Annotated in this window: 15 protein-coding genes; 9 read left to right on the forward strand and 6 right to left on the reverse strand. The window is 67.1% G+C overall.

Annotated features, from left to right (window positions below; translation table 11 throughout):
- The first annotated feature begins 47 nt into the window (after window positions 1-47).
- Window positions 48-1226, forward strand: coding sequence for an efflux RND transporter periplasmic adaptor subunit (locus ACZK13_RS04705; RefSeq protein WP_478482309.1), 1179 nt, complete (start codon window positions 48-50; stop codon window positions 1224-1226).
- Between the two features lie 4 nt (window positions 1227-1230).
- Window positions 1231-4332: an efflux RND transporter permease subunit gene (locus ACZK13_RS04710; RefSeq protein WP_180854080.1), complete on the forward strand. Its 3102-nt coding sequence runs from the start codon at window positions 1231-1233 to the stop codon at window positions 4330-4332.
- A 269-nt stretch (window positions 4333-4601) separates the two neighbouring features.
- Here the strand turns inward: ACZK13_RS04710 and ACZK13_RS04715 are convergent, their stop codons facing one another.
- Window positions 4602-5006, reverse strand: a complete 405-nt coding sequence (locus tag ACZK13_RS04715) for a GFA family protein (protein ID WP_049421554.1) — start codon at window positions 5004-5006, stop codon at window positions 4602-4604.
- Window positions 5007-5177: 171 nt separating this feature from the next.
- On the opposite strand from ACZK13_RS04715, the gene ACZK13_RS04720 reads away from it, so the two are divergent.
- Both ACZK13_RS04720 and ACZK13_RS04725 read left to right on the forward strand, forming a co-directional pair.
- Window positions 5178-6152, forward strand: a complete 975-nt coding sequence (locus tag ACZK13_RS04720; protein WP_125895274.1) for an Lnb N-terminal periplasmic domain-containing protein — start codon at window positions 5178-5180, stop codon at window positions 6150-6152.
- A complete protein-coding gene (locus ACZK13_RS04725; RefSeq protein WP_049463618.1) occupies window positions 6152-8173 on the forward strand; it encodes an esterase/lipase family protein in 2022 nt (673 codons plus the stop codon). Before ACZK13_RS04720 ends, ACZK13_RS04725 begins: the two co-directional genes overlap by 1 nt.
- 38 nt (window positions 8174-8211) lie before the next feature.
- On the opposite strand, the gene ACZK13_RS04730 is transcribed toward ACZK13_RS04725, so the two are convergent.
- Window positions 8212-9633 (reverse strand): MFS transporter, encoded by a 1422-nt coding sequence (locus ACZK13_RS04730; RefSeq protein ID WP_478482310.1) that lies wholly within the window; start codon window positions 9631-9633, stop codon window positions 8212-8214.
- Window positions 9634-9662: 29 nt separating this feature from the next.
- On the opposite strand from ACZK13_RS04730, the gene soxR reads away from it, so the two are divergent.
- Complete coding sequence (soxR, locus tag ACZK13_RS04735; protein ID WP_032127734.1) at window positions 9663-10097, forward strand: redox-sensitive transcriptional activator SoxR; 435 nt, start codon at window positions 9663-9665, stop codon at window positions 10095-10097.
- A 72-nt stretch (window positions 10098-10169) separates the two neighbouring features.
- Here soxR and ACZK13_RS04740 read toward each other — a convergent pair whose 3' ends face one another.
- Window positions 10170-10772 (reverse strand): short chain dehydrogenase, encoded by a 603-nt coding sequence (locus ACZK13_RS04740; RefSeq protein WP_125895221.1) that lies wholly within the window; start codon window positions 10770-10772, stop codon window positions 10170-10172.
- Between the two features lie 100 nt (window positions 10773-10872).
- Between ACZK13_RS04740 and ACZK13_RS04745 the strand changes: the two genes are divergently transcribed.
- The gene (locus ACZK13_RS04745) at window positions 10873-11748 is read left to right on the forward strand and encodes a LysR family transcriptional regulator (RefSeq protein WP_049421550.1); all 876 of its coding nucleotides are present in this window, start codon (window positions 10873-10875) and stop codon (window positions 11746-11748) included.
- A gap of 59 nt (window positions 11749-11807) precedes the next feature.
- Here the strand turns inward: ACZK13_RS04745 and proC are convergent, their stop codons facing one another.
- Both proC and ACZK13_RS04755 read right to left on the reverse strand, forming a co-directional pair.
- Window positions 11808-12629 (reverse strand): pyrroline-5-carboxylate reductase, encoded by an 822-nt coding sequence (gene proC, locus ACZK13_RS04750; RefSeq protein WP_125895219.1) that lies wholly within the window; start codon window positions 12627-12629, stop codon window positions 11808-11810.
- Window positions 12630-12647: 18 nt separating this feature from the next.
- Window positions 12648-13325, reverse strand: coding sequence for a YggS family pyridoxal phosphate-dependent enzyme (locus tag ACZK13_RS04755; RefSeq protein ID WP_125895217.1), 678 nt, complete (start codon window positions 13323-13325; stop codon window positions 12648-12650).
- A gap of 87 nt (window positions 13326-13412) precedes the next feature.
- Between ACZK13_RS04755 and ACZK13_RS04760 the strand changes: the two genes are divergently transcribed.
- The 3 genes from ACZK13_RS04760 to ACZK13_RS04770 all read left to right on the forward strand — a co-directional run bounded on the left by ACZK13_RS04760 (window position 13413) and on the right by ACZK13_RS04770 (window position 16856).
- Window positions 13413-14450, forward strand: coding sequence for a type IV pilus twitching motility protein PilT (locus tag ACZK13_RS04760; RefSeq protein WP_006422551.1), 1038 nt, complete (start codon window positions 13413-13415; stop codon window positions 14448-14450).
- Window positions 14451-14528: 78 nt separating this feature from the next.
- Window positions 14529-15692 (forward strand): PilT/PilU family type 4a pilus ATPase, encoded by a 1164-nt coding sequence (locus ACZK13_RS04765; RefSeq protein WP_049400675.1) that lies wholly within the window; start codon window positions 14529-14531, stop codon window positions 15690-15692.
- 180 nt (window positions 15693-15872) lie between these two features.
- Window positions 15873-16856 carry an aldo/keto reductase gene (locus ACZK13_RS04770; RefSeq protein ID WP_478482311.1) on the forward strand — a complete coding sequence of 328 codons (984 nt, stop codon included), beginning with the start codon at window positions 15873-15875 and terminating at the stop codon, window positions 16854-16856.
- A gap of 33 nt (window positions 16857-16889) precedes the next feature.
- Here the strand turns inward: ACZK13_RS04770 and ACZK13_RS04775 are convergent, their stop codons facing one another.
- The gene (locus ACZK13_RS04775) at window positions 16890-17789 is read right to left on the reverse strand and encodes a LysR family transcriptional regulator (protein ID WP_478482312.1); all 900 of its coding nucleotides are present in this window, start codon (window positions 17787-17789) and stop codon (window positions 16890-16892) included.
- Between the last annotated feature and the right edge of the window lie 52 nt (window positions 17790-17841).

Below are 17841 nucleotides of genomic sequence, written 5' to 3' on the forward strand. Positions count from 1 at the left end.
CTATATTCGGCGCCGAACGCTCCCCCACGCGTGGAACCCTGCAGCCGATGATCCTTCCGAACCCCTCCCGTCCGTACCGTGCCTGGCGGCTGCCGCGAACCGCGGGCCTGCCGCTGCTGGCGCTTGCCCTGGCGGGCCTGCTCAGCGCCTGCGGCAAGGACGCGCCCAAGCCCGGCGCCGCGGCACCGGAGGTGACCGTGCTGACCCTGCGCAGCCAGCCGCTGGCACTGCAGCAGGAACTACCCGGGCGCAGCGTCGCCTCGCAGGAATCGGACGTGCGCCCGCAGGTCGATGGCGTGCTGGTGAAGCGGTTGTTCGAGCAGGGCCAGTGGGTGAAGGCCGGGCAGCCACTGTTCCAGATCGAGCCCGCGCTGTACCAGGCGGCGCTGAACGAGGCGCAGGCCAACCTGAAGACCGCCGAGGCCGCTGCGGTGACCGCGCGCCTGCGGGCGCAGCGCATGCAGGCGTTGGGCAAGGACCAGCTGGCCGCGCGCCAGGACGTGGACGATGCGATCGCCAGCGACCAGCAGGCTGCCGCCGCGGCGCAGGCCACACAGGCCGCGCGTGACACGGCCAGCACACGGCTGGGGTTCGCCACGGTGACCTCGCCGATTGCCGGGCGCATCGGCCGCGCGCTGTTCACGCCGGGGGCGCTGGTCACCTCGGGCCAGGCCGATCCACTGGCACGGGTGCAGCAGATGGACCCGATGAACGTGGACATCACCCAGTCCAGCAATGAGTACCTGGCACTGCGCCGCGCCATCGCCGACGGTGGCGTGCAGGCCGACACAGCACCGGTGCGGCTGCGCTTGTCCGATGGCACCGACTACCCGCTGCCCGGCACGCTGGAATTCGCCGACGTGGACGTGCAGCAGGAGACCGGCAGCATCACCCTGCGGGCGCGTTTCCCCAACCCGGATGGGCAGCTGCTGCCAGGCATGTACGTGCGCGCGCTGGTGGGACAGGGAATCCGCCAGCAGGCGCTGCTGGTGCCACAGGCTGCGGTCGACCGCAGCCCCAAGGGCGAGGCACAGGCGTGGCTGGTGGACAAGGACGGCAAGGCGCGGCTGCGGCTGTTCCGCACCGCGCGTGCGATCGGCGACCAGTGGCTGGTCCTTGATGGCCTGGCCGCCGGCGAGCAGGTGGTGGTGGCCGGCGCGCAGGGCCTGGCCGATGGCATGACGGTGCGGGTGAAGCCTGCACCGGCACCGGTCGGGAAGGACTGAGCAGATGCTGCCGCGCTTCTTCATCCATCGCCCGGTATTCGCCTGGGTCCTGGCGATCTGCATCATGGCCTTCGGCACCATCGCGGTGACCCAGCTGCCGGTGGAGCAGTACCCGGACATCGCGCCGCCGCAGGTCAACATCACCGCCAACTACACCGGTGCCTCGGCGCAGACGGTGGAAGACAGCGTCACCCAGGTGATCGAGCAGCAGATCAAGGGCATCGACCACCTGCTGTATTTCTCGTCCACCAGTTCCTCGTCCGGGCAGGCGCGCATCACGGTCACCTTCGACCAGAGCGCCAACCCGGATATCGCCCAGGTGCAGGTGCAGAACAGCGTCAATCAGGCGATCAACCGGCTGCCGCAGGAAGTGCAGCAGCAGGGCGTGACGGTCGCCAAGTCGCAGGGCGATTCGCTGATGGTGGTCTCGCTGTACGACACCAGCCGGCGCATGGAGCGCGTGGACGTCTCCGATTTCCTTGTCAGCAATGTGCAGGATCCGATCAGCCGCATTCCCGGTGTCGGCGAGATCAACGTGTTCGGCTCGGCCTATGCGATGCGGGTGTGGTTGGACCCGCACAAGCTGCGCGCCTACGACCTGATGCCGTCGGACGTTCGCGCTGCGATCCAGGCGCAGAACACCCAGGTGACGGCGGGTGAGCTGGGCGCGATGCCGTCCAGCCCGACGCAGAGCCTCAACGCCACGGTCACCGCGCAGTCGCGCCTGCAGACGCCCGAACAGTTCCGCGCGATCATCCTGCGCACGCTGCCCAATGGCGCGGCGGTGTTGCTGGGCGACGTCGCACGGGTCGAGATCGGCGCGGAGAACTACCAGACCAGCAGCTATCTCAATGGCTATCCGGCGGCTGGCTTCTCGGTCACTCTGGCCTCCGGCGCCAATGCGTTGGCCACGGCCGATGCGGTGCGCGCGGAGATCGAGCGGCTGCGGCCGACTTTCCCGCCCGGCCTGCAGGTGGCCTACCCGCGTGACAGCACACCGTTCGTGCGGGTCTCGATCGAGGGGGTCATCCATACCCTCATCGAAGCCATCGTTCTGGTGGTGGTGGTGATGTTCCTGTTCCTGCAGAACCTGCGCGCCACGCTGATTCCGGCGATCACGGTGCCTGTGGTGCTGCTGGGCACGTTCGGCGTGCTGGCCGTTGCCGGATTCACCATCAACACACTGACCCTGTTCGCGATGGTGCTGGCGATCGGGCTGCTGGTCGACGATGCGATCGTGGTGGTGGAGAACGTGGAGCGCATCATCCACGACGAGCATCTGCCGCCGCGCGAAGCGACCGAAAAATCGATGGGCGAGATCACCGGCGCGTTGATCGGCATCACCGTGGTGCTGGGCGCGGTGTTCCTGCCGATGGCGCTGTTCGGTGGTTCCACCGGCATCATCTACCGGCAGTTCTCGATCACGATTGCATCTGCCATGGCATTGTCGGCGCTGGTGGCGCTGACGCTGACCCCGGCGCTGTGCGCGACCCTGCTCAAGCCGTCTTCGGCGCAGAAGCCACAGGGTCGTTTCTTCCGGGCGTTCAACCGGGGCGTCGAGCGCAGCCAGTTGGCCTACCAGGGAAAGCTCGGTGGCGTCGTTACCCGGCCGCGGCGCTGGATGGCGTTCTACCTGCTGCTGGTGGTCGCCATGGTCGCGCTGTACGCGCGCATGCCCACCGGCTTCCTGCCGGTGGAAGACCAGGGCCAGGTAACCTTCCAGTTCTCCACGCCGGAAGGCACGCCGATGGCGCGTACCGAAGCATTGGGCGAGCAGATCAGCCGCTACTTCATGGAGCACGAAAAGCAGAACCTGGATGTGGTGTTCGTGGTGGTCGGCCGCAACAATGCCGGCACCGGCCAGAACGCGGGGCAGGGCTTTCTCGCACTGAAACCCTGGGATGAGCGCACGGGCGACAACACCGCTGCAGCGATCATCACACGCGCCAATGCCTACTTCCGCAGCTTGCCGGATGCCAAGGTCAATGTACTGGCACCGCCGGCGGTGCGTGGACTGGGCCAGTCCAGCGGCTTCGAACTGTGGCTGCAGGACACCAGCGCGGCCGGGCGCGTGGCCCTGCAGTCAGCGCAGGAACAGGTGGTGCGTGCGGCCGGCGAAGACGACGGGCTCACCTCGGTGCGCCTGAACGGTCTGGGCGACAAGGCCGAGCTGCGGCTGGACATCGACCATGCCCAGGCCAGCGCGCTCGGCCTGGCCCAGGCCGACATCAATTCAACGTTGTCCGCGGCCTGGGGCGGCAGTTACATCAACGATTTCCTCGACCGTGGCCGGGTCAAGCGGGTCTACATGCAGGGCGACCAGCCCTACCGCAGCGTGCCCGACGACATCGGCCAGTGGTATGTGCGTGGTGGCAACGGCCAGATGGCGTCGTTCGCCAGTTTCGCCAGCAGCCATTGGGCACGCGGGCCGCAGCTACAGCAGCGTTTCAATGGCCTGCCGGCAATGCAGATCCAGGGCAGCGCCGCTGAAGGGCGCAGCTCGGGCGAAGCGATGCAGCGCATGCAGGCGCTGGTTGCCGATCAACCCGGGTTCGACCTGCAGTGGAGTGGCCTGTCCTACCAGGAACAACTGGCCAGCAACCAGACGTTGTGGCTGTACACCGCCTCCATTGCTTTCATCTTCCTGTGCCTGGCGGCGCTCTATGAGAGCTGGACGGTGCCGGTGGCGGTGGTGCTGGTGATCCCGCTGGGCGTGATTGGTACGGTGCTGGCGACTACCGCGGCCGGGTTCGTCAACGACATCTACTTCCAGGTGGGGCTGCTGACCACCATCGGCCTGTCGGCCAAGAACGCGATCCTGATCGTGGAGTTTGCCGAGGCCCGCTATCGTGCCGGCAGTTCAGCGGTGGAAGCGGCCCTGCAGGGCGCACGCCTGCGCCTGCGCCCGATCGTGATGACGTCATTGGCCTTCGTGGCCGGTGTGATTCCGTTGGCATTGGCGACCGGTGCGGGCGCAGTCAGCCGCCGTGAAATCGGCATGAGCGTGATCGGCGGCATGGTCTCCGGCACGGTGCTGGCGGTGGTGCTGGTGCCGTTGTTCTTCGTGCTGGTGCGTCGCCTGGGCCGGTCACGGCCGCAGGACTGAGGGGGGCGCGGCTGTCATCTGGCTGCCGCAGCACCCTCACCCGTTCTTTGCCCAGGTGCCGCTAGCGTAGGTCGTCCCCGTCCCCCACGGAGACCTGCCATGTGGCTGCTCGATCATCTCTGGCCCGGCCGCAGACCTGTTCCTCCCCCGGTCGTCACCGAACCGCAGGCGACGCCCCGCCGGCCCTGGCTGAAGCGCCCGGTGCGGGCAGGCCGCAGCGGCATGGCCCCCTGGCAGAAGGTTGCCGCACCGCCACGGCGCACGCGCCACTAACCGGTGCGGTCGGCGGGATGGTTGACCCCATCGTTGACCGGGATCACACCCAGCGCGAACGGGTCGATGCCTTCCAGGCAGGCCACGTTGTAGCCGTACTGTTCCGGGTTGGAGCGGCGCCGGTGATGGGTGTAGATGCCGCACACGCCACAGAAATAGTGCTCGGCCACATGGGTGTTGAACTGGTACCGCTGCAGGTGGTTCTGCCCGCGCACCACCTGCAGGCCCGCGCGGCTGACGCTGGCGGCAATGGCCCCCCGGCGCCGGCACATCGAGCAGTCGCAGCGGCGGGGTTCGACAATACCGTCCGGCAGGTCCAGCAGCAGTTCGACCGTGCCGCAGTGGCAGGTGGCTCGGTGCCGGGGTTGGACCGGAACGCCGGCCACGGAAGTGATGCCCATCGTTGCTCCTGTGAAGTGAACCTGGCCGCAGAGGCCGCCGCCGACGGTGCGCTGCCCAGCCTGAACGGTCCGTAGATGCCACGGTGAACCCGCTTGTGGCTAACTATGCGGCTTCAAGACCGCGACAGGATGCCAGTGAACGCCGCAGGACGTTGGATGACAGGGAGTGCCATGGCGCTGGCGGCGCTGTGGGTGAGCGGGCTGCTGGCCTACCAGCTGCCGGGGCCGGATTGGCTGGCCACCGGCGTGGCCGTGCTGTGGCTGCTGGTGGCGCTGTGGGCGTCCTGGCGGGGCGCGCGGGGACGTGCCTCGCGCCGCCTGGGCACGGCCTTCGGTGTGGCGCTGGCGTTGGCCGGCCTGTGGTGGCTGCTGCTGACCCCGCGCCAGGACCGCGTATGGGCCGACGACGTGGCCCAGCGCCTGCATGTGGTGTCCTTCGACGGGCGCCATGTGGTGCTGGACAACGTGCGCGACTTCAGCTGGCGCAGTGAAACCGACTACGACGCGCACTGGGTGCGCCGCGAATACGACCTGGACCAGCTGCGCTCGGCCGACCTGGTGCTGTCGTACTGGATGGGCCCGGCGATCGCCCACACGCTGATCTCGTTCGGTTTCGAGGATGGTCGCCACGTGGTGTTCTCGCTGGAGATCCGCAAGGAGCGCGGTGAGTCGTTCTCCGCGCTGGGCGGCTTCTTCCGCAAGTTCGAGATGACCCTGGTGGCTTCGGAGGAGACCGACATCATCCGCACCCGCACCAACGCGCGGGGCGAGGATGTCTACCTGTACCGTCTGCATGGCATGGACCGCGCGCAGCTGAAGGAACTGTTCGCTGCGTACATCGAACAGGCGCGTGAACTGGATGCCAAGCCGGGTTTCTACAACACGCTGACCAGCAACTGCACGACCATCGTCTTCGACCTGGCCCGCCACATCGCACCGCGCCTGCCGTTGGACTACCGCCTGCTGCTGTCCGGCTATCTGGCCGAGTACGCGCAGGAGGTCGGTGCGCTCACGCCGGGCATGCCGTACGCCGAGCTGCACGACAAGGGCCGCATCACCCAGCGCGCATTGGACCTGGGTGATGGCGAGCATTTCTCCACCGTGATCCGCCAGGGCGTGCCCGGCACCGAGCAGGACCCGCAGTAATGACCCAACTCTTTCTGACCCGCTGGCAGCGCCTGCTGCCGGTGTTGTTCGCCGCCTTCCTGCTGCTGGGCAGCAGCGGCTGCGCGATGGTTACCGTCAAGCAGGTCAAATCCAGTGATTCACTGGTCAACAAGCGCGCGGATGTGCTCAACACTGGCAAGCTCAGCCCCGCCGCGCGTGAAACGCTCAGCGCAGCGGGCCTGGACGAATCGCAGTGCGAGAAGGACTTCCTGGTCTGCCGCAGCACGTTGCTGATGACCGACGACCTCAATGTCGAGCAGCGGCTGTCGGCGCTGTCCGAGCTGTGGGTGAAGGCTGCATTGGCGATGACGCCGAAGAAGACCGCCGCAGGCGATCCGCCGATGAGCGATGCGGCATTGGATGCCTGGCTGGAAGCCGCGCGCTATGCCTATGCCTACCTGTTCTACAGTGGCCGCTCACCGTCCGACCGGGCCTTCGAGGACCGGCAGACGCAGGTGCGCGACTACTACAACTACGCGGCCGAGAAGGCGGCGGTGGTGTTGTTCGTGCGCGCACGCGCCGCTGCGCTGGCCGGCGAGGACTATACGAAGCCGCTCACGGTCGGTAGCTGGTCGCTGGCCTCCAACTACCAGCAGCTGGGTCTGAAGAGCATTCCGGCGCAGCTGGTGCCAGCGGGAACGGTCAGCTTCGTTGGCCTGCGCAGCACCTATCGCCGCGATGGCTTCGGTGCCGAACTGGTGATGGTGATGGACCCGCCGAAACTGGTCGCGCCAGTGATCGCGCCCGACGGCCCGAAGGCTGAAACCGCGCAGGACGACGAGGACGACGAGCGTCGTGGCCGCCGCCACCGCCATGACGATTCGGTGCCCGAGTTCAGTGAGATGTCCTCGATCAACGTCACCGCACTGCTGCGGTTCGAGGGCAGCAGCCTGGAAGACGTGATGCGCACGCGCCGGGTCGAGCTGGATGCCTATTCGCCGGAAGCGACCGAGCGCATCACTCTGCACGGTGAGCAGGTACCGCTGGCCGGCAACTTCACTGCCGCCTACGGCCTGTGGCTGGCGCAGAGTGGCTTCGCCCGGCAGTCGCTGCGTACCCTGTTCGGCATGAGCGAGGGCATCGGCGAGCCGCACATCTACCTGATGCAGCCGTGGGACCCGAACCGCCGCATCATCTTCATGCTGCACGGCCTGGCCAGCAGCCCGGAAGCGTGGGTGAACCTGGCCAACGAGATCATGGGTGACCCCGAGCTGCGCCAGCAGTTCCAGGTGTGGCAGGTCTATTACCCGACCAATGCGCCGATCGCGCTGAACCGCTACGAGATCGCCAATGCATTCAACGACACGCTGAAGCATTTCGATCCCAACGGCAGCACGCGTGCGTCGAAGGACATGGTCTACATCGGTCACAGCATGGGCGGCGTGCTGGCCCGCCTGCTGGTGAGCGATTCCGGCGATGTACTGTGGAACGACCTGCTGGCCAACTACGACCTGAAGGGGGAACGGCTGAAGCGGGTGCAGAACAAGCTGGGCCCGCTGCTGCATTTCAAGGCACAGCCGAACGTGGAGCGTGCGATCTTCATCGCCGCGCCGCACCAGGGCACCGACATTGCCGGCAACAAGGTCGGTCGCCTGATCGGTCGCCTGGTACGCCTGCCGCTGACCATTCTCGGCAAGTTCGAGGACGTGTTCATGGCACTGGCACAGGCCGAGCAGCAGGTCGATGGCACCGCCAAGCCGAAGATCCCGAACAGCATCGACAACCTCAAGGCCAGCGATCCGTTCGTGAAGGCCGCCGCACAGCTGCCGATTGAGGCGGGCCTGAAGTACCACTCGATCATCGCCCAGCGCAAGCCGGAGCTGCCGGTGGAAAAATCCGATGATGGGCTGGTGCCGTACTGGAGCGCACATCTGCCGGGCGCGCTGTCGGAGAAGGTGATCATCTCCGGCCACAGCGTGCAGGAAACCCCGCAGGCGGTGCTGGAGGTGAGGCGCATCCTGCACCGGGATATCGATGACATGGGGACGGGTACCCGGTAGTGCCGGCCGCTGGCCGGCAATCCCGCAATGCGGCGGTGCTACACCCGCCGCGCGATCACCGTGGACAGCAGCGCCAGTCCGAAGGTGATCGCCAGGCACAGCAGGTAGCCGGTGTGTGGCGCGGCTTCCACGAACAGCGCGAACAGTGCACCGGAAACCGCCAGTGCGGTGGTCACCGACAGCGCCTCGCTCAGCTGCAGCGCCGAGGTGTTGGCGCCCTGCTCATGCGGCGCCGACAGCGAAAGCGTCAGCACCGACAGGCTGGCGTAGATCATGCCCATGCCGAAGCCGGTCATGGCCCAGCCGACCAGTGCCACCGGCAGCGGCACTGCGTTGAACAGCACGGCCAGTGTGGCGGCGATACCGATCGTCATCAGCGGTGTGCCAACGCGCAGCAGCTGCTGGCGTGACCAGCCGCGCTGCTGGTGGCCCTGCAGCCATGAACCGGCGAACCAGCCCAGTGCACCAAGACTGAGCACGGCACCGGCCCAGCTGGGCGAGAGCCCGCGTTCGCGCTGCAACAGCAGTGGCAGGTAGGCCTCACAGGCGAAGAAGGCCGCAGCGGCGATGCCGCGCAGCGCGATCACGCTGGGCAACCCGCGGCGCAGCAGCAGCGTGCCGGCCGGCAGCAGGCGGTGCACGCAGAACAGCAGCGCCAGCAGCGCTGCGCCAATGCAGAGCAGGGCGGGCAGGCCGCGCTGCTGGCCACCGAAGTACAGCAGCAGCGCCGCCAGCGAGGCGCCGCTGGCCCAACGCACCACGTTGCCGCGACCATCGTCGCTGTTTCCTGCATCGGTCGGTTGCATGCGCGCCAGCGCCGGGCGCAGCAGCAGCGCGGCCGGGACCGCCAGCAGGGGTACCGCCAGGAACACCCAGCGCCAGCCGAGATGCTGCACGATCAACCCGCTCAGCGCGGGGCCGATCATCGACGGCACCACCCAGCCGGCCGAGAACGCGGCGAATACCTTCGGGCGCAGGTGCTCGGGATAGCTGCGCCCGACCATAACGTACAGTGAAACCGAGATCGCGCCCGCACCCAGGCCCTGCAGCAGGCGCCCGGCCACCAGCATGCCCATGCGCATGGCGAAGCCGGCCAGCAGCAGGCCCAGCACGAAGCAGCCCAGGCCATACCACAGCGGCCGAGCTGGCCCATGGAGGTCGGCCCAGCGTCCGGCCAGGGTCATGCCGATGACACTGGTGGCCAGGGTGCCGCCAAAGGCCAGCGCATACAGGCGCAGGCCATCCAGCGCCTCGGCCACGGTCGGCATGGCGGCGGCCACCGCCAGGGCCTCGAAGGCATGCAGCGCCACCAGTGCCACCATGCCGATGGTGGTGGCGCGATAGCGGGGAGACAGGATCGACGTATCAGCCGGCGCACGGGCGTCGGCGGGCGAAAGAGTGGGGGACATACGAGTCAGATGCGGGCCGCGCTTGTCAACTGGCGGCGAAGATAGCAGCATGCCACCTCAACTGCAGTTTAGGTCAAGCAATGGTTTCCCAGGAACTCAGCGTTGGCGAAGTCTCCCAGCGCAGTGGCGTGGCGGTTTCCGCGCTGCATTTCTACGAGCGCAAGGGGCTGATCAGCAGCCTGCGCACCTCGGGCAACCAGCGGCGCTACAGCCGTGATGTGCTGCGACGGTTGGCCGTGATCCGCGTCGCGCAACGGGTGGGCATGCCACTGGAAGCTGTCGGCCGTGCCTTCGAAAGCCTGCCCGAGGGCCGCGCGCCGACCAAGGCCGACTGGGCCAAGCTGTCCGCGCGCTGGCGCACCGAGCTGGAGGAGCGCATCCACATGCTGGAACTGCTGCGCGATGAACTGACCGGCTGCATCGGCTGCGGCTGCCTGTCGCTGCAGCGCTGCCGCCTGGCCAACCCCGAAGACGTCCTCGGCGAACGCGGCGACGGCCCGATGCGCTGGGAGTGACCGACAAAAAGGGGACGGAGGGGATTAAGTCGCAAGTGCACAAACGACTTAATCCCCTCCGTCCCCTTTTTCTTACCAGACCGTGATCGTCTCGCCGCTCTGGATGCCTTCCACCGCGCGCTGGAAGGCCAGTGCCGCGCGCTGTGCGCTCACCGCTTCAAAGCCGGGGAAGTAGGGCCCGTAAGCCGCCATCGATTCGATCAGCACGTTCGGGCTGACCACGTTGATGCGCAGGCCACGCGGCAGCAGCTCCAACGCGGCGGCACGCACGAAGCCTTCCAGCGCGGCATTCACCGAGGTGGCGTTGGCGCCATCGCGGATCGGCTGTGCGCTGACGATGCCGCTGGTCAGGGTGATCGAGCCGCCGGCGTTGAGGTGGTGCTGGGCGACCAGTGCCAGCCGCACCTGGCCCAGCAGCTTGTCCTGCAGGCCGAGGTTGAACTGCTCGGGTGTCATGTCCTTCAGCGGACCGAAGTGCAGCTTGCCAGCGGTGGAGATCACTGCATCGACCGGACCGGTGCGCGCGAAAAGTTCGGCGACGCTGGCGTCGTCTGTCAGGTCGACGCGCAGCTCACCGCTGTTGCGGCCGGCGGCGAGGATCTGATGCTGCTGGCCGAGCTGGTGGGCGACTGCCTGGCCGAGGGTGCCGCTGGCACCGACGAGGAGGATCTTCATGGCCGTTCCTTGCGAGAGGGGGAATGGGCGCAGTCTGCGCCCTCACAGTGGGGTTAGGTAAGCGGCGTATGCTTCGCAGATTCCTAACTCTGGATTAGCAATGGATACGCTTCGCTGCATGCAGGCCTTCGTCGCCGTGGCCGAGTGCGGAAGCTTTGCAGGCGCCGCCGAACAGCTGCAGGTGTCGGCGGTGATGGTCGGCAAGTACATCCAGCAGCTGGAGGCGCACCTGGGTACCGCGCTGCTGCAACGGAACACCCGCCGCCAGCGCCTGACCGAAGCCGGCAGCGCCTACCTGGCCGGGTGCCGGCAGGTGCTGGAGCAGGTGCAGCAGGCGGAGGCGGACGTGGCCGGACTGCAGGTACAACCCCGCGGGCTGCTGCGGGTCAGCGCGCCGACTACCTGGGGCAGCTGCGTGCTGGCGCCGGTACTGTCCGGACTATTGCGTGAGCAGCCGTTGCTGAACATCGAACTGGACCTGAGCAACCGCCGCGTGGACCTGATCGAGGATGGCTTCGACGTGGCAATCCGCGTTGGGCCGCTGCCGTCACAGGAAGTGGTGGCGCGGCCGTTGCCGCCGTACGCGATGAGCCTGTGCGCGGCACCGTCCTATCTGCGCCGGCGTGGCACGCCGCGCACCCCTGGGGATCTGGCCGGGCATGACTGCCTGAGCCACCTGGCCTGGCGCGGCGGCCATGGCTGGCAGCTGGCCAACGGCGAACAGGTGGACTGGGAAGCGCGCCTGACCTGCAATGATGGTGTCGCGTTGCGCGAGGCCGCCGTGGCCGGCGCAGGGCTGGTGCTGCAGCCGACCGCGCTGCTGGCCGGCGAAATCGCGGCCGGGCGGTTGAAGCCGCTGCTGCGCGACTACCTGCCCGAACCGCGACCGATGCACCTGATCTACCTGCCGGATCGACGGCCGCGCCCGCGCCTGCAGTGCTTCGTCGATTTCGTCATGGCCACATTGGGGCAATGAACATCCACGCCATGCGTGGATGATGGTAGGTGCCGACCGTTGGTCGGCACACATCGGGATCAATCATTCGCCGCAGACAGTTCCTGCCCACGTACCTGCGCGGCGCGCAGCGCGGTGTCCACCAGCGCCTCGAAACCACCGGCCTGGAAGCTCTCGATCGCGGCCTGGGTGGTGCCGTTCGGCGAGGTCACGCGACGGCGCAGCTCGGCCGGGCTTTCACCGGCCTCATCAAGCATGCGCGAGGCTCCCAGCAGGGTCTGCACCACCAGCGCACGCGCAGCGTCGGCCGGCAGGCCCTGGGCTATGCCCGCCGCTTCCATCGCTTCTGCCAGCAGGAATACGTAGGCGGGGCCGCTGCCGGACACCGCAGTGACCGAATCCATCAGCGATTCGCTGTCGATCCACACCGTGCGCCCGGCACTGGCCAGCACCTGTTCGGCGCGCGCGTGCTGCTGTGCATCCACCGATGGCGTGGCATACAGGCCGGTCACGCCGGCGCCAAGCAGGGCCGGGGTGTTGGGCATCGCGCGCACCACCGGAAGATTGCCGCCCAGCCAGCGTTCCAGCTGCGCGCTGGTGATGCCGGCGGCAATGGACACCACCAGCGGCTGGTTCGCCTGCGCCAGCGCCTGCAGCGACTGGCACACATCGCGCAGCACCTGCGGCTTCACCGCCAGCAGCCAGGTGCGGCCGTGCGCGGCGGCATCGGCGGCGTTGTCGTGCACCTGCACGCCGAAGTCCGCCGCCAGTGACTCGCGCAGTGCTGCAATCGGTTCGGCCACGTGGATGTGTGCGGCAGGCACGCCCTGGCGGATCAGGCCGGCGATCAGGCTGCGGGCCATGTTGCCGCCGCCGATGAAGGTGATGGAATCAGCTGCCATGGAAGTCTCCTTGGAAAATCAGGCCGGGCGCGGGCGGGCGCCGAACAGGGCGGTGCCGATGCGTACCAGGGTGGCACCCTCGGCGATGGCTTCGGCGTAGTCACTGCTCATGCCCATCGACAGCGTGTCGATCTGCGCGTGCTGGGCAGCCAGCGACTGGAAAAGTGTGCGCATGCGCACGAATGCATCCCGACGGCGCTCCGCTTCCGGCCACGGTGCGGGAATCGCCATCAGGCCACGCAGGCGCAGGCTGGGTTCGGCGGCAATCGCGGCGGCCAGTGCATCCACTTCTTCCGGTGCACAGCCATGCTTGCTGGATTCATCGTCGATGTTGACCTGGATCAGTACGTTCAGCGGGCCACGCGCGGCCGGGCGATGGCGTGCCAGCGCGGTCACCAGCTTGGAACGGTCCACGCTCTGCACCCAGTCGAAATGGCTGGCCACGGCATCGGCCTTGTTCGACTGCAGGTGGCCGATCAGGTGCCATTCCAGCGCCAGGTGCTGCAGCGCCTGCATCTTGGCCAGTGCTTCCTGCACGTAGTTCTCGCCGAAGGCGTGCTGGCCCTGTGCGGCCAGCGCGGCCACGGCCTCGGCCGGCTGGGTCTTGGACACCGCCAGCAGGCGTGGGTCGGGCCTGCCAGCGGCCTCGGCGGCGGCGTGCAGGTTGCTCAGGATCTGGGGCAGGGGAGTGGCCACGTAACGCGTTCCGTTGAATCAGGAGGCTATACTGCCGCCCGGGGAAAGATCCTTCCAGTCGAAGCCGTTATTGGGGAGTAGCCGCTCATGGATATCGCCGAGCTGTTGGCGTTTTCCGTAAAGAACAAAGCGTCCGACCTGCACCTGTCCGCAGGCCTGCCGCCGATGATCCGCGTGGACGGCGACGTGCGCCGGATCAACATCCCAGCCCTGGACCACAAGCAGGTCCACGCGCTGGTGTACGACATCATGTCCGACAAGCAGCGCCGCGATTACGAGGAATTCCTCGAAGTGGACTTCTCCTTCGAGATCCCGTCGCTGGCGCGCTTCCGTGTCAACGCGTTCAACCAGAACCGCGGTGCCGGTGCGGTGTTCCGTACCATTCCGTCCGAGGTGCTCACCCTCGAGGACCTGGCCTGCCCGCCGCTGTTCCGCGAAGTGATCCAGCAGCCGCAGGGCCTGATCCTGGTGACCGGTCCGACCGGTTCGGGCAAGTCGACCACGCTGGCGGCGATGATCGACTACATCAACAAAAACGAATACGGCCACATCCTCACCGTCGAGGATCCGATCGAATTCGTGCACACCTCGCAGAAGTGCCTGATCAACCAGCGCGAAGTGCACCGCGACACGCATGGCTTCAACGAAGCGCTGCGCTCGGCACTGCGTGAGGACCCGGACATTATCCTGGTCGGCGAACTGCGCGACCTGGAAACCATCCGCCTGGCACTGACCGCCGCGGAAACCGGCCACCTGGTGTTCGGCACTCTGCACACCAGCTCGGCGGCCAAGACCATCGACCGTATCATCGACGTGTTCCCGGCCGGCGAAAAGCCGATGGTGCGTTCGATGCTGTCCGAATCGCTGCGTGCGGTGATCTCGCAGGCGCTGCTGAAGAAGGTCGGTGGCGGGCGTACCGCTGCGTGGGAAATCATGGTCGGCACCCCGGCCATCCGCAACCTGATCCGCGAGGACAAGGTGGCGCAGATGTACTCGGCGATCCAGACCGGCCAGCAGTACGGCATGATGACCCTGGACCAGCACCTGCAGGACCTGGTCAAGCGCAGCCTGATCACCCGCAACCAGGCCCGCGACTACGCCAAGGACAAGCGCCTGTTCGAGTAAGGCGGGCAGCAACGGGGCGGCGGGCGCCAGTGCGCCGCCGTTTCCGCGCCGTTTCCGCCTCCGACCGTTTCCTGGTACATGCCCCATTGGGAGCCCGCCGTGAACACCACCGCGACCACCATCGATTTCACTTCGTTCCTCAAGCTGATGGCGCACCAGCGCGCCTCGGACCTGTTCATCACCGCAGGCATGCCGCCGGCGATGAAGGTCAACGGCAAGATCTCGCCGATCACCCAGACACCACTGACCCCGCAGCAGAGCCGCGACCTGGTCCTGAACGTGATGACCCCGGCGCAGCGCGAGGAATTCGAAAAGACCCATGAGTGCAACTTCGCCATCGGCCTGTCCGGTGTCGGCCGCTTCCGTGTCAGCTGCTTCTACCAGCGCAACCAGGTCGGCATGGTGCTGCGTCGCATCGAGACGCGCATTCCGACCGTGGAAGAGCTGAGCCTGCCGCCGATCATCAAGACGCTGGCGATGACCAAGCGCGGCATCATCCTGTTCGTCGGTGCCACCGGTACCGGTAAATCGACCTCGCTGGCGGCGATGATCGGTTACCGCAACCAGAACTCGACCGGCCACATCATCACCATCGAAGACCCGATCGAATTCGTGCACAAGCACGAGGGCTGCATCATCACCCAGCGCGAAGTCGGCATCGATACCGACAGCTGGGAAGCCGCGTTGAAGAACACCCTGCGCCAGGCGCCGGACGTGATCATGATCGGCGAGGTGCGTACCCGCGAAGGCATGGACCACGCCATCGCGTTTGCCGAAACCGGCCACCTGGTGCTGTGCACCCTGCATGCCAACAACGCCAACCAGGCGATGGACCGCATCGTCAACTTCTTCCCGGAAGACCGCCGCAACCAGCTGCTGATGGACCTGTCGCTGAACCTGAAGGGCGTGGTCGCGCAGCAGCTGGTGCCGTCGCCCGATGGCCGCTCGCGCAAGGTGGCGATGGAGATCCTGCTGGGCACGCCGCTGGTGCAGGACTACATCCGCGACGGCGAGATCCACAAGCTGAAGGAAGTGATGAAGGATTCGGTCCAGCTGGGTATGAAGACCTTCGACCAGAGCCTGTTCGAGCTGTACCAGGCGGGCGAGATCAGCTACGAGGACGCGCTGCGCTACGCCGATTCGCAGAACGAAGTGCGCCTGCGCATCAAGCTCAGCCAGGGCGGCGACGCCCGCACCCTGTCGCAGGGGCTGGATGGCGTGGAGATTTCCGAGATCCGTTGACCTGGGTGTTCCGTAGCGTCGAGCCTGCTCGACTGTTCTTTTCGAGTGGAGCAAGCTCGACTCTACGGGCGGGCGGCTGCGCGAATTGATGAATTCCAGTCATGACCAACTGCAACGCTGCCCATTCAATCGGTTGCCCTTGCAGGCGTATCGTCAACGCTCCCCCTCTGGAGCACGACGATGCAGACACGTGAACTCGGCCGCAGTGGCCTGAAGGTCTCCGCCCTGGGCCTGGGCTGCATGGGCCTGAGCCATGGCTACGGCCAACCGGTGGAGCGCAGCCAGGGCATCGCCCTGCTGCAGGCCGCCGTCGAGCGTGGCGTGACCTTCTTCGACACCGCCGAAGTGTATGGCCCCTACACCAACGAAGACCTGCTCGGCGAGGCGCTGGCGCCGTACCGCGACAGGCTGGTGATCGCCACCAAGTTCGGCTTCAAGGATGCGCGCGTCGATACCGGGCTGGACAGCCGTCCCGAGAACATCCGCGCGGTGGCGGAGGCCAGCCTCAAGCGCCTGCGCACCGACCATATCGACCTGTTCTACCAGCACCGCGTCGACCCCAACGTGCCGATCGAGGATGTGGCCGGTACCGTGCGCGACCTGATCGCCGAAGGCAAGGTCGGCCACTTCGGCCTGTCCGAGGCCAGTGCCGCCACCGTGCGTCGCGCCCATGCAGTGCAGCCGGTGGCCGCCGTGCAGAGCGAGTACTCGCTGTGGTGGCGTGAGCCGGAGCGCGAACTGTTGCCGACGTTGCAGGAACTGGGCATTGGTTTCGTGCCGTTCAGTCCGCTCGGCCGCGGCTTCCTGACCGGCGCGATCAACGCCGATACCACCTTCGACGCCAACGACTTCCGCAACAGCGTGCCGCGTTTCGAAGTGGAAGCGCGTCGTGCCAACCAGGCACTGGTTGATCGCATCAGCACGATTGCTGCGGCCCGTGGCGCCACCCCGGCGCAGGTGGCGCTGGCCTGGCTGCTGGCGCAGGCACCGTGGATCGTGCCGATTCCGGGCACCACCAAGATCCATCGCCTGGAAGAAAACCTGGGCGCGGCTAACCTGCAGCTCGCACCGGAAGAGCTGCAGCGCATCGCGCTGACGTTGGAGGAAATCTCCATCGTCGGCGAGCGCTACAACGCGCAGCGCGCGGCGCAGGCCAAGGGCTGACCGAGGTAGGTGCGGACCGTTGGTCCGCACGCTTCATGCAGCCATCGGCCCACGCAGTGCATCAAGCACCGTGCGCATCGCCACGGTGACGTGGCGGCGCGACGGGTAATACGCGTAGTAGCCATCGAAGTGCGGGCACCAATCGTCCAGCACGGATTGCAGGCGGCCATCGTCCAGCATCGGCTGCACCTGGTCTTCCGGCAGCCAGGCCAGCCCGCTGCCGGCCAGTGCAGCCGCGCGGGTCATGCCCATGGTGTTGAAGGTCCACTGACCGGTCACGCGCACGCTCAGTTCGTTACCGTCCTGGCCGAAATCCCACGGCATCAGCCCGCCATGCGTGGGCAGGCGCAGGGTGATGCAGTTGTGGTTGGCCAGGTCGTGCGGATGCCGTGGCACCACATGCTGGCGGAAGTAGCTGGGCGCACCGACCACGCGCATGCGCAGCGGTGGGCTGACCGGTACCGCGATCATGTCGCGCGCCAGCCGTTCGCCGAGGCGGATGCCGATGTCGTAGCGCTCGGCGACGATGTCGGCCAGCCCGTAGTCTGCAGCCAGTTCCACCTTCAGGTCCGGATACTGCTGCAGCAATGGCGCCAGCCGCGGCCAGGCGATGTATTCGGCGGCATGGCCGGTGGCATTGATGCGGATGGTGCCGGCCGGGCGTTCGCGGTACTCGGCCAGTGCGGCCAGTTTGTCCTCGATCTCGGCCAGGCGCGGGGCGAGGGTCTCGAGCAGGCGCGCACCGGCTTCGGTGGTGGACACGCTGCGGGTGGTGCGGGTCAGCAGGCGCACGCCGAGGCGCTCTTCCAGCCCGCGCATGGCATGGCTGAGCGCCGACTGGGAAACGCCCAGCTGGGCGGCGGCCCTGGTGAAGCTGCCTTCGCGGGCAACGTGGACGAAGGCCTGCAGGTCGTTGAGGTTTTCACGGGGCATGAAGGGATGATACGGCTCCCGGATTGAACGGATCTGTCGATTTCCGGCTCCC

Source organism: Stenotrophomonas sp. 99219_Sma (assembly GCF_056480785.1).

What these genes read in the sequence shown, in the direction of transcription:
- ACZK13_RS04705 (WP_478482309.1), top strand. Translation starts at nt 48, where the DNA reads ATGATCCTTCCGAACCCCTCCCGTCCGTACCGTGCCTGGCGGCTGCCG.
- ACZK13_RS04710 (WP_180854080.1), top strand. Translation starts at nt 1,231, where the DNA reads ATGCTGCCGCGCTTCTTCATCCATCGCCCGGTATTCGCCTGGGTCCTG.
- ACZK13_RS04715 (WP_049421554.1), bottom strand. Translation starts at nt 5,006, where the DNA reads ATGGGCATCACTTCCGTGGCCGGCGTTCCGGTCCAACCCCGGCACCGA.
- ACZK13_RS04720 (WP_125895274.1), top strand. Translation starts at nt 5,178, where the DNA reads ATGGCGCTGGCGGCGCTGTGGGTGAGCGGGCTGCTGGCCTACCAGCTG.
- ACZK13_RS04725 (WP_049463618.1), top strand. Translation starts at nt 6,152, where the DNA reads ATGACCCAACTCTTTCTGACCCGCTGGCAGCGCCTGCTGCCGGTGTTG.
- ACZK13_RS04730 (WP_478482310.1), bottom strand. Translation starts at nt 9,633, where the DNA reads ATGCTGCTATCTTCGCCGCCAGTTGACAAGCGCGGCCCGCATCTGACT.
- soxR (WP_032127734.1), top strand. Translation starts at nt 9,663, where the DNA reads ATGGTTTCCCAGGAACTCAGCGTTGGCGAAGTCTCCCAGCGCAGTGGC.
- ACZK13_RS04740 (WP_125895221.1), bottom strand. Translation starts at nt 10,772, where the DNA reads ATGAAGATCCTCCTCGTCGGTGCCAGCGGCACCCTCGGCCAGGCAGTC.
- ACZK13_RS04745 (WP_049421550.1), top strand. Translation starts at nt 10,873, where the DNA reads ATGGATACGCTTCGCTGCATGCAGGCCTTCGTCGCCGTGGCCGAGTGC.
- proC (WP_125895219.1), bottom strand. Translation starts at nt 12,629, where the DNA reads ATGGCAGCTGATTCCATCACCTTCATCGGCGGCGGCAACATGGCCCGC.
- ACZK13_RS04760 (WP_006422551.1), top strand. Translation starts at nt 13,413, where the DNA reads ATGGATATCGCCGAGCTGTTGGCGTTTTCCGTAAAGAACAAAGCGTCC.
- ACZK13_RS04765 (WP_049400675.1), top strand. Translation starts at nt 14,529, where the DNA reads ATGCCCCATTGGGAGCCCGCCGTGAACACCACCGCGACCACCATCGAT.
- ACZK13_RS04770 (WP_478482311.1), top strand. Translation starts at nt 15,873, where the DNA reads ATGCAGACACGTGAACTCGGCCGCAGTGGCCTGAAGGTCTCCGCCCTG.
- ACZK13_RS04775 (WP_478482312.1), bottom strand. Translation starts at nt 17,789, where the DNA reads ATGCCCCGTGAAAACCTCAACGACCTGCAGGCCTTCGTCCACGTTGCC.